This window comes from Serratia sp. K-E0102 (assembly GCF_029962625.1).
Taxonomy (GTDB): Bacteria; Pseudomonadota; Gammaproteobacteria; order Enterobacterales; family Enterobacteriaceae; genus Serratia; species Serratia sarumanii.
On the sequence record NZ_CP124754.1, the window covers coordinates 277,582 to 288,402 of the forward strand.

General features: G+C 60.6%; 5 protein-coding genes. 2 read left to right on the forward strand and 3 right to left on the reverse strand.

Annotated elements, in window-relative coordinates:
- Nucleotides 1–28: 28 nt before the first annotated feature.
- Nucleotides 29–1,987: an acetate--CoA ligase gene (gene acs / locus SSARUM2_RS01270; protein WP_033655143.1), complete on the reverse strand. Its 1,959-nt coding sequence runs from the start codon at nucleotides 1,985–1,987 to the stop codon at nucleotides 29–31.
- A gap of 899 nt (nucleotides 1,988–2,886) precedes the next feature.
- Here acs and gltP point away from each other — a divergent pair.
- Entirely contained in the window at nucleotides 2,887–4,203 is a 1,317-nt protein-coding gene (gene gltP, locus SSARUM2_RS01275) for a glutamate/aspartate:proton symporter GltP (protein ID WP_015376334.1), read from the forward strand.
- Nucleotides 4,204–4,477: 274 nt separating this feature from the next.
- Nucleotides 4,478–5,821, forward strand: coding sequence for a condensation domain-containing protein (locus SSARUM2_RS01280; protein ID WP_033655144.1), 1,344 nt, complete (start codon nucleotides 4,478–4,480; stop codon nucleotides 5,819–5,821).
- Nucleotides 5,822–5,863: 42 nt separating this feature from the next.
- On the opposite strand, the gene SSARUM2_RS01285 is transcribed toward SSARUM2_RS01280, so the two are convergent.
- Nucleotides 5,864–8,959, reverse strand: a complete 3,096-nt coding sequence (locus SSARUM2_RS01285; RefSeq protein ID WP_282488601.1) for an amino acid adenylation domain-containing protein — start codon at nucleotides 8,957–8,959, stop codon at nucleotides 5,864–5,866.
- 64 nt (nucleotides 8,960–9,023) lie between these two features.
- A complete protein-coding gene (locus tag SSARUM2_RS01290) occupies nucleotides 9,024–10,634 on the reverse strand; it encodes a condensation domain-containing protein (RefSeq protein ID WP_060439184.1) in 1,611 nt (536 codons plus the stop codon).
- Nucleotides 10,635–10,821 lie beyond the last annotated feature (187 nt).

Consider the following 10,821-nt stretch of genomic DNA (forward strand, 5'->3'; position numbering starts at 1 on the left):
CCGAATGAACGGCCTGAAGCGGCGTAAATTATGACGGCACTTTCATTGATTGTTTTTCTTCCAACAGCTTGTCGACTACGGCCGGATCCGCCAGCGTGGAGGTGTCCCCCAGGTTGCTGGTGTCGCCGGCGGCAATTTTGCGCAGGATACGCCGCATGATCTTGCCGGAGCGCGTCTTGGGCAGCGAATCTGTCCAGTGCAGCACGTCCGGCGTGGCGATCGGCCCTATCTCTTTGCGCACCCAGTTGCGCACTTCGGTATAGAGCTCCGGCGTCGGTTCTTCGCCGTGGTTCAGCGTGATGTAGGCGTAGATCGCCTGGCCTTTGATGTTATGAGGAATGCCGACCACCGCGGCTTCGGCGATTTTCGGGTGCGATACCAGCGCAGACTCGATCTCGGCGGTGCCCAGACGGTGGCCGGAGACGTTCAGCACGTCGTCGACGCGGCCGGTGATCCAGTAGTAACCGTCCTCGTCGCGACGGGCGCCGTCACCGCTGAAGTACATGCCTTTGAAGGTCGAGAAGTAGGTTTGCTCGAAGCGGTCATGATCGCCGAACAGGGTGCGTGCCTGGCCCGGCCAGGAGTCGACGATCACCAGGTTGCCTTCGCAGGCGCCTTCCTGCGGTGTGCCGACGTTATCGACCAGCGCCGGCTGTACGCCGAAGAACGGCCGCGTGGCGGAACCGGCCTTCAGCTCGGTGGCGCCCGGCAGCGGGGTAATCATGAAGCCGCCGGTTTCGGTTTGCCACCAGGTGTCGACGATCGGGCACTTTGCGTTGCCTATCTTGTTGTAGTACCACTCCCAGGCTTCCGGGTTGATCGGCTCGCCGACCGAGCCCATGATGCGCAGCGAATCGCGTCGGGTGCCTTCGATCGCCTTGTCGCCTTCGGCCATCAGGGCGCGAATGGCGGTTGGTGCGGTATACAGAATGTTGACCTGGTGCTTGTCGATCACCTGCGACAGGCGATTGACGCCCGGATAGTTAGGCACGCCTTCGAACATCAGCGTGGTGGCGCCGCAGGCCAGCGGGCCGTACAGCAGATAGCTGTGGCCGGTAACCCAGCCCACGTCGGCGGTGCACCAGTAAATGTCGCCGTCGTGGTAGTCAAACACATATTTAAAGGTCATCGCGGCGTACACCAGGTAGCCGCCGGTGGTGTGCAGCACGCCTTTCGGTTTGCCGGTCGAGCCTGAGGTGTACAGGATAAACAGCGGATCTTCGGCGTTCACTTCTTCCGGCGGGCAGTCGGCGGAGACGCCCTGGATCAGCTCATGCCACCACAGATCGCGCCCTTCCTGCCAGTAGCCCGGCTTCCCGGTGCGTTGGAACACCACCACGTTGGCGACGCTGACCACGCTGGGATTTTTCAGCGCATCATCGACGTTCTTTTTCAGCGGCACGGCGCGGCCGGCGCGCAGGCCTTCATCGGCGGTGATCACCAGCTTGGCGTTGGAGTCGATAATGCGCCCGGCGACCGCTTCCGGCGAGAAGCCGCCGAAGATCACCGAATGTACGGCGCCGATGCGCGCGCAGGCCAGCATCGCGACCGCCGCTTCCGGCACCATCGGCATATAGATAGCCACCACGTCGCCCTTTTTCACGCCGAGCTTTTTCAGCACGTTGGCGAACTGGCAGACGTCATGGTGCAACTGTTTGTAAGTCACTTTTTTGGATTGGGTCGGGTCATCGCCTTCCCAGATAATGGCGGTTTGGTCGCCGCGCTCGGCCAAATGGCGGTCCAGACAGTTGGCCGCCAGGTTCAACGTGCCGTCTTCAAACCAGCGAATGCTGACGTGGCCCGGATCGAACGAGGTATTTTTAACTTTGGTATAGGGTTTGATCCAATCCAGGATTTTGCCATGCTCACCCCAGAAAGCCTCTGGGTCTTGAACCGACTGTTGATAATACTCTTGGTATTGTGCCGGATTAATCAGGGCGCGTTCTGCAATTGCAGAAGGAATAGCGTGTTTATGCAGTTGGCTCATAGCTTTTCTCCTTGAAGTTGTTAATGATATGTCAACTGAAGGTTAAGTATAGTTTGCTACGATTCTTTGTTTCTTTTTTGCGCGGCAGATCACGCAACAAAGATATTGATTTGTAATCGTTCTGTCGCATTTGCAGGGCATATCTATCTCTTTGGTGCTTAAATCCCCATAAACCCGCATTTTTAACCAAAAACACTTATATAAAGAACAAAAAAGAATAAACAAAGAAGGGGGTAACTGCCTCTCTATTAATAGATACGCGCAGGGTCATAATTATTTCTCGCTATAATCTTTTTGGATTATTTTTCGCTATTAATATTCGAAGTTGGTATTAACACCATATAACGATGGACGACACATCGTGAAATAACGTTTTATTAACCTTAATTCCTGATGAAAGGTCGGATGATACCTTATGGCATTCGCTCTACAATATCGTTCGTTTTTTAATCTGAATATAAAGTGGCGCTGCATTTATGGCCGAAAGTGTCACTCGGTCAATTCTCATTTATTTGACTTTTAAGTAACAAAATATAAACATTTTATGCGGATTAAATATGCAGAATGGGTGAAAAATAACGCATTTTAATGGCGTTCAAAAAATCGTCTCCGGCGTGCTTACGTGCTTCATTGTATGAAAAATTATGTTTTTAATAACAAGCAATTATGCCGTTTGAAATAGTAACGCGAAATTTTTGTTATTCGATTCAGCGCTCAACCCTGACAAATCAAGGCTTGCAGAGCATGCCGCCCGGATGATACAGATTTATACTGCGTCGCACCCAGGGCAGGTGAACGCTTCCACTGAATTAACATAAGCCTGTAATAAATGATTAAGTATTCTTTTCGCCGTGTTGCGACTTTGTACGGCGAAAAGGGTCTTTGAGGACTTTTTGGGTATGAAAAGTGTAAAAATTAGCCTGGCTTGGCAAATCCTGATCGCGTTGGTGCTGGGTATTATTGTTGGCGCGGTATTGCACAACCAGACCGAATCTCGTGAGTGGCTGGTGAGTAATATTCTCAGCCCGGCGGGCGATATCTTTATTCGTCTGATCAAGATGATTGTGGTGCCGATCGTTATTTCCACGCTGATCGTCGGTATTGCCGGTGTGGGCGATGCGAAAAAGCTGGGCCGCATCGGATTGAAAACCATTATCTACTTCGAAGTGATCACCACCGTCGCCATCGTGGTGGGGTTGACGTTGGCCAACGTATTCCAACCCGGCCACGGCATCGATATGTCGACGCTGACCACGGTGGACATTTCGCAGTATGAGAAAACCACCGAACAGGTGCAAAGCGGTTCGCACAGCCTGGTGGCGACTATTCTGTCGCTGATCCCGTCGAACGTCTTCTCGTCGATGGCCAAGGGCGACATGTTGCCGATTATCTTCTTCTCGGTGCTGTTCGGTCTGGGGCTGTCGTCGTTGCCGAAAGAGACCAAAGAACCGCTGCTGAAGGTGTTCAAGGCGGTGTCCGAAAGCATGTTCAAAGTCACCCACATGATCATGCGCTATGCGCCGATCGGGGTGTTTGGCCTGATTGCGGTCACGGTAGCCAACTTCGGTTTCGCTTCGCTGCTGCCGCTGGCCAAACTGGTGGTGCTGGTGTACTTCGCCATCGCGTTCTTCGCCCTGGTGGTGCTGGGGGCGGTCGCCCGGCTGTGCAACCTGCGCATCTGGACGCTGATCCGCATCCTGAAAGACGAACTGATCCTGGCTTATTCCACCGCCAGCTCGGAAACGGTGCTGCCGCGCATCATCGAAAAGATGGAGGCTTACGGCGCGCCCAAGTCGATCACCAGCTTCGTGGTGCCGACCGGCTACTCCTTTAACCTGGATGGCTCGACGCTGTACCAGAGCATCGCCGCCATCTTTATCGCCCAGCTGTACGGCATCGAGCTGTCGTTGGGGCAGGAGATCGTGCTGGTGCTGACGCTGATGGTCACCTCGAAAGGGATCGCCGGCGTGCCGGGCGTCTCGTTCGTGGTGCTGCTGGCCACGCTGGGCAGCGTCGGTATTCCGCTGGAAGGCCTGGCGTTCATCGCCGGCGTGGACCGTATCCTGGATATGGCGCGCACCGCGCTGAACGTCGTGGGTAACGCGTTGGCGGTATTGGTGATCGCCAAATGGGAGCACCAGTTCGATCGCAAGAAGGCGCTGGCCTACGAAACGGAGTTTCTGGCGCAGAAGGTGAAGCCGGCCAATCAGGCCTAATCGCCGAGTCTCGTCGATGTTAAAAACGCCCCGGGCAGTTGTGCCGGGGCGTTTTGTTTTTATGGCCCTTCAATCTGCCGCTTTCTTTTCTTTGCCCTATTGCGCGACTTGCATCCCCGCTTAACAGAATCTAAAGTGTTACCAAATTAATAGAAATGATAATAGATGTTATTATCATTTTCATTTGATGATGTATGGAGACACGCAAAAGCCGTTGAACGGCGGGGTTACGCCCGTTCGGCGTCTTTATTCGGGCTTATCAAAGGTAGGTAACATGTCGGACACCGCTTTGGCCTCTGAATGGTTGCCGCTGGCGCCAGCGCAGCTTGATTTCTGGGAAGAACACACCTTGCACCCCGGGCAGACCCTGTCCACCGTCGCACACTGCACCGAACTGTGCGGCGCGGTAGAGGAAGAGACGCTCTGCCGGGCGATCGCCACTACCCTCGCCGAGACGCAGGCGTTTGCCCTGCGCTTTGGTGAGCGGCGTGGCGACGCTCCTCCGCCGTTACGGCACGATCCACAACGCATACCGCCATTACAACGCATCGATCTGCAAACGCACGGCGATCCCTGGCAGGCGGCGCAAAGCCTGATGCGCGAAGATATCGCGCAGCGCCGGGCGCTGCACAGCGAGCCGCTAGCCGCCGCCTGGCTGCTCAAGCTGGGGCCGGAGCGCTACCTCTGGTACGTGCGTGCGCACCATATTCTGGTTGATGGCTTCGGCATGGCCTTGATTGAACACCGCTGCGCCGCGTTATATGCGCACTATCTGGGTGAAGGCAGCGCGGGTATTCCCTTTGGCGCCTTTGACGCCTTTCAACAGGCCGAGCTGGCCTACGCTGATTCTGAGCGATGCGAGCGCGATCGGCGCTTTTGGCAGAGCTATCTGCCGCCGTCGCAGGCGCTGCCGACGGTGCGCAAGGGCGGTGAGGCCTATGGCGTGCGGCGTCTAAGCACCCACCACCGGCTGCCGGCGGCGGTATCGCAACGGCTGGCACAGCTGGCGGAACGCAGCGGCATCAATTGGCCCGACTTGCTGGTGGCGCTGTCGGCGGCCTGGCTGTTTCAGGTGATGCCGCGCGACACCCGACAAGGCGATACGCTGCCGATGTGGATGCCGGCGATGAATCGCCGCGGGCAGGCTGCCACCAACGTGCCTTCGCTGGCGGTCAACACGCTGCCGCTGCTGGTGTCGCCACCCCCGTCGGCGACGCTGGGAGATTTTCTGATGACGATGGCGCAGCAACTGCGGGAGCTGCGCAGCCACGCCGGCTACCGCCTGCGTCAACTGGCCGCCGATCGCGGCGTGGAGCCAGACTCGCGCTTCTTTATTTCTCCTTTCATCAACGTGCAACCCTTCGATGCGCCCCGGTTTACCGGCTGCAGCGGCACCCGCCGCGTATTGGCCGGCGGTTCGGGCGACGGTTTTAATCTGACTTATCGCGGCCGCACCGACGCCCGCGATCTGCAGGTCGATATCGATATTTATCTGGAACAGTTCCCGACGGAGGATGTGCTGGACTATGGCGAGGCGCTGCAAGAGTTTCTGTTGCGCGCGCTGCAGCGGGAAGCCTGGGAACAACCGCTGGCGGCTCTGACGGCGTTGCCTGCCTGATAAAGTGCGGGCGGGGGATGTCCCCGCCCGAGTTTTACGGCATCAGTTGGCCAGCAATGCCGCCACTTCGCGCGCGTTCTTGCATGGCAGGAGCGAACTGCTTACCAGCCGGGTGCCGAAAGCGTCATTGAGGCGCTCCGCCACCTGTTTGATATGCGGCAACTTCAGTCCCATGGCGATAAACGCCGTCTCTTCTCCCCATTCCGGGCGTGGCGTTACGCCGATCGCCTGCCAGTAAATAGTCAGGATCTCTGCGCTGCGCGCCAAAGGCGCGTTCGGCGGCGGCGCCGCACAGGCGTTCAGCGCCGGCGCGGTTTGCTGGTGGCTCAGATCGGCGCGGATGCGATGGCGGTCGGTTTTGCCGTTGGCGGACAGCGGCAGCGCCTCGGCATGGATAAAGCGCGTGGGAATATGGGTGCAGGGCAGATAGCCGGTGGCGAAGGCGCGGATCTCGGACAGCGGCAGCGGTTTGCCGTCGCGGGTCAGATACAGGGCGCCGAGCGCCGCTTCGTTGTTCTCTCCGCTGGGATAGTCCACCACCACCATATCCAGGATCGCCGGATGGCGGCGCAGCACATCTTCGATTTCCGGCAACGAGACGCGCACGCCGCGGATCTTCACATAGCCGTTCACCCGGGTGGCGAACATGATGTTGCCGTCCGCACGGTAGTAGCCCTGATCGCCGGTGCGAAAAGCGCGCAGCGGTTGCCCGTCCGGCCCTTCGAGGGTGACGAAGTCATGCTGCTTCAGCTCCCCCTGCTCCAGATAGCCCAACGCCAGGTTGACCCCGGCGGTATGAATGCGGCCGACCACGCCGGCCGGGCAGTGGCTGCCGTCGTCATGGCAGATGAAGTAGCGGTTGGCCGGCAGCGGGCGGCCGTAAGGCACGGTGCCGCTCTCCTGCGGGGTGATCGGGTGCCAGATGCTCCAGATGGTGGTTTCGGTCGGCCCGCCGAGCGAGAACAGCGCGAGATCCGGGCGCAGGGTGCGCAGGGTTTGCACCGTCGCCGGCTTGATGTAGTCGCCGCCTTGCGCCACCAGGCGCAGCGAACGCAGGCTGTCGGCCGTTTTGCAGGTGAGCAGCATCTCCAGAATGGCGGGCACCGAACACCACAGGGTGACCCAGTGCTTTTCCACCAGCTGGTTCCAGCTGATGGCGTCCTTTTCCTGATGCGGCGCCGGCAGTACCAGCGTAGCGCCGGCGCACAGCGAACCGAACAGATCGAACATCGACATGTCATGGTGCGGCGGCGTGACGGAGATGAAGACGTCGTCGGCGGTGACCGCCCAGTGTTGCTGGGTCTGGTGGACGACGTTGGCGGTGGCGCGGTTGTTGAGCACCACGCATTTGGGTTTACCGGTGGTGCCGGAGGTATACAGGTAGTAGCTCGCGGCCTGGCTGGCGCTGCGTTCCGCCAACGTCTGTTCATCCGGCAGCGCAGGCGCGCGATCCGTCGGCGCCAGCAGGGCCGCCGGCGTTACGCCGATCGGCGTCTCCAGATCGCCGCCGTGCACCACCAGCGTCGGCCGGCAGTTTTCCAGCAGGTAGGCGGTGCGCTCCGGCGGCGAGTTGATATCGACAGGCACCCAGATCACGCCCTGCAGGGCGCAGGCGAGGCTGAAGATGATCTGTTCCGGGCTGCGCGGTAGATACAGCGCCACCACGTTGCCCGGCTGCACGCCGCGGCTCTGCAGGTTGGCGATCGCCGTGGCGATCGGCTGGCCCAGTTCGCGGTAGGTCAGCGTCTGTTCGCCGCAGATCAGCGCGTTGCCGCCGTTTTGTACGCCAAACAGCCGCTCGGCCAGCTGCGCCAAATAAGGATAAGGTGCGTAATTCGCTTCGCTGTCGTTGTGGCGGTAATGCGTCAGATCGATGAAGTCCCGCGGCGCGATCGCCAGGTCGGCCCGTTGACAGCTGTGCAGGATGCGTCGCTGCAGTGCCGCCAGCATGGCTTCTACCTGCTCGCCGTGCAGCGCCTGCTCGGCGTAGTCCACGCACAGCTGCAGGTTTTTTTCGCTGTCCAGCGTCAGGCGAATGTCGATGGCGACCTGCGGCGTTTGGGTCAGGCCGTCGTGGAAGCGCACCGGCGCCTCGGCCGGCAGCGTTTCCCAGCCCAGGCAGTTGGTCAGGATCACCGGCAGCGCCGGGCCGCCCTGGCTTTGGCCGAGCAACTGCCGCGCCAGATCGACGCCGGAAAACGTCAGGTGGTCGAGCGCGCCGAGCACGTCGTCCTGTAAGGCTTGCGCGCGCTGGATAAAGTCTTCGCCGTGGCGGGAATAGTGCACCGCCACGAAGCTGGAGGCGTTGCCCAGAGCGCCGTCGGCGGCGGGGAACGCTACCGGCACGCCGACGCACAGCTCGCCGTCGGTGGTCCAGTGGGCCAGCGTATCGAGGATCAGCGCCGACAGCAGGCTGTTGCGCAGCAGCGCATGCGGCGATCCCAGACGGCCAAGCCGTTTTATCGTATCGCGCGGCAGCGTCAGGCTGGCGCGGCGATAGCGCGACGAGGTGAGATTGGCGAGCGGGGCGCGCCACGGCAACGCCGACGGCGTGGTGACATCCTGCAGCTTTTCGCGCCAGTAGGCGGCGTCGGCCTGGCGCTGCGCCGCCGATGCGGTGGGGAGCGGCAGCGCGGCGGCGGTCGGCGTCAGAGGGCGATCGTCGAACAGGCGTGCGATCACGGTGGAGATCCCTTGGCCGTCGAGGATCAAGGCATCGAAACTGGTAAAGATCAGCGTATCGTACGGCGATCCCGTCGGATCCTGCTGTTCGGCAAGTTGGATCACGGCGATGCGCCACAGCGGTTGGCTCGGATCGTGGCGCTGGTGGGAGTAACGCTCGCGCAGTTGTTCGACCTGGCGCTGCGCCGCTTCGCCATCAAGGGCGCGCAGATCGTGACGATCCAGATGCAGCGTCACCTCCGGGCGTACGTGCTGCGTGCCGCGCTGCACATCAATGCAGGTGCGCAACGCCGGGTAGTGCTGTACCAGCTCGGTCAGGCGCGCTTCAAAGCGCGGCATATCCGGCTGCCGGGCGCGGTATTCGCGAAAGTCGTGCATCGCCACGCCGCCGAGCGGCCATCGATCGCTGCGGCCCAGAAGATAGGCCTGCTGCAGTGCGGTTAATGCTGTCTCCATGGTACTTCCCTATAGTCGCTAACCGATTAAAACGAGCCGGGCGCCGCGCGCCCGGAAACCGATCTCAGTGCTGCGGCGCCAGCGCGGCGAGCAGCGTTTTCGCATGCCGTCCTGCCTCGGGCGAGCGTTGGCAGATCAGCGCCGCCAGCGCCGCAGGGGAGGAATGCGCCGCCAGATCCTGTGCCGTCAGCGCCGCCGCCAGATACTTGTTGAGCACCGTCAGCAGCGCGTTCACCCCGGCATCCGGCAAGGCCAACCGGCGGATATCGTCGTGGTCGCGCAAGCCGGCCCCGGGGGCCACCCGCGCCAGCAGCCGATGCAGCACCTGGCGCACCGGTGCCTGCTGCGCCAGCGCGTCGGGCGTGCATTGCGCCAACAGCTGCGACAGCGGGCGATCGAACGCCTCCGTTTGCCGCGCGGCCAAGTGCAGCAGCGCCAGGTAACAGGCCAGCAGGCGTGGCAGCACCTGCTCGGGGAACGCATCCAGCCGCACGTCCCAGTTGATCAGAATGCCGTCGTCGACGTGGGCGACCTGCGCATCCAGCGCCACCTGCGGCCCCTGAGAGATGACCCAGCCGAGATGGCCGAAGGTGTCGGTGACCCGTTCGGAAAACAGCGTCTTGCCGCGGATGCCGAAACCGGCGGTAAACACCACCGGCGAAGGCTGCAGGCTGCCGTGCAGGCGCGACAGATCGCGCATCACGCTCACGCCGGGGTAATCCGCATGCTCGATCAGCTCCGCCAGCTGCGTCATCAGGCGCCGGCAGAAGGCGCTCAGATTTTCCGTCGGGTTCAGCTCCACGCCGAGCAGCACCAGGTTAGAGAAATCGCCGATGAGGCGATGCGCGTCCTCCCGCTCGCTCTCGCGGTGGAACAGCGGCACGTTGAGCCGAAAGCGCGTCATGTTCCAACCCTGGCCGACGGCCAGCGCGAACAGCGCTAAAAACAGCGTTGAGAGCGAGGTGTGGTGCCGTTTGGCGACGTCCTCCAGTGCGCGGCTTTCTTCCGCATTCAGCTGTATGGCCAGGCGATCGCTGCGGCAGCGGTCCGGCGTGCGCAGCAGGTGCGGCGCCGGTGGCACCTGCGCCAGGCGCTCACGCCACCAACGCTGGCCGCGTTCGCGCCGCTGGCGTAGCGCCTCGTCGGCGTCGCGTTGTTCGAGGTGATCGAAGTAGGCCGGCGGCATGTCATGGGGGGGCGCCGGTGGGCACTGGTGATAAAACGCCGTCAGATCTTCCATCAACAGGCGAAAGCTCATGGCATCGCCGGCGATCATATCGAGATCGACATGCAGGCGGCTGCGCCCTTCCGGCAACAGGCTCAGGCTGATATCGCAGGGCACGCCCTGCTCCAGCGGCAGCAGCTGGGTGCTTTTCGCCTGGCGTTTGGCGGCGAGCGCGGCCGCCAGCGTCGCTTCATCGGCATGTTGCCAGTCGTCGATATGCAAGGTGTGCCGGGGGCCGGGAGGCGCGATCGTCTGCCGGCCATCATCGGTAATGCGCAGGCGCAACAGCGGATGATGCAGGTACAGCGCATCAACGGCCTGGCGTAGTCGGACGAGATCCAGCTCGCCGCCGTCGAATTCCGCATACAGGTGGGCGGCCATGCCGCCGAGGGGAGGAGCGGACTGTCGGCCTACCCAATAGGCGGCCTGCATCGTGGTCAAAGCTTTCATCGGGTATCCATTTTGATTCAGCCAACGAGACTGCAAGAATATATCCAAATGTTAATAGGAATGAAAATTATTATTATTTAATCCATTTGGCGCGAAGGTGCTATTTATAAGGGGTTTTAGCGATGCCGGGCAGGTAGGGCTTTGGAGGTGAATAATTTATCTATATTATTCTTAGCATTGAAATGAT

Coding starts and splice junctions, on each gene's coding strand:
- acs (WP_033655143.1), bottom strand. CDS start 1,987: ATGAGCCAACTGCATAAACACGCTATTCCTTCTGCAATTGCAGAACGC.
- SSARUM2_RS01290 (WP_060439184.1), bottom strand. CDS start 10,634: ATGAAAGCTTTGACCACGATGCAGGCCGCCTATTGGGTAGGCCGACAG.
- gltP (WP_015376334.1), top strand. CDS start 2,887: ATGAAAAGTGTAAAAATTAGCCTGGCTTGGCAAATCCTGATCGCGTTG.
- SSARUM2_RS01285 (WP_282488601.1), bottom strand. CDS start 8,959: ATGGAGACAGCATTAACCGCACTGCAGCAGGCCTATCTTCTGGGCCGC.
- SSARUM2_RS01280 (WP_033655144.1), top strand. CDS start 4,478: ATGTCGGACACCGCTTTGGCCTCTGAATGGTTGCCGCTGGCGCCAGCG.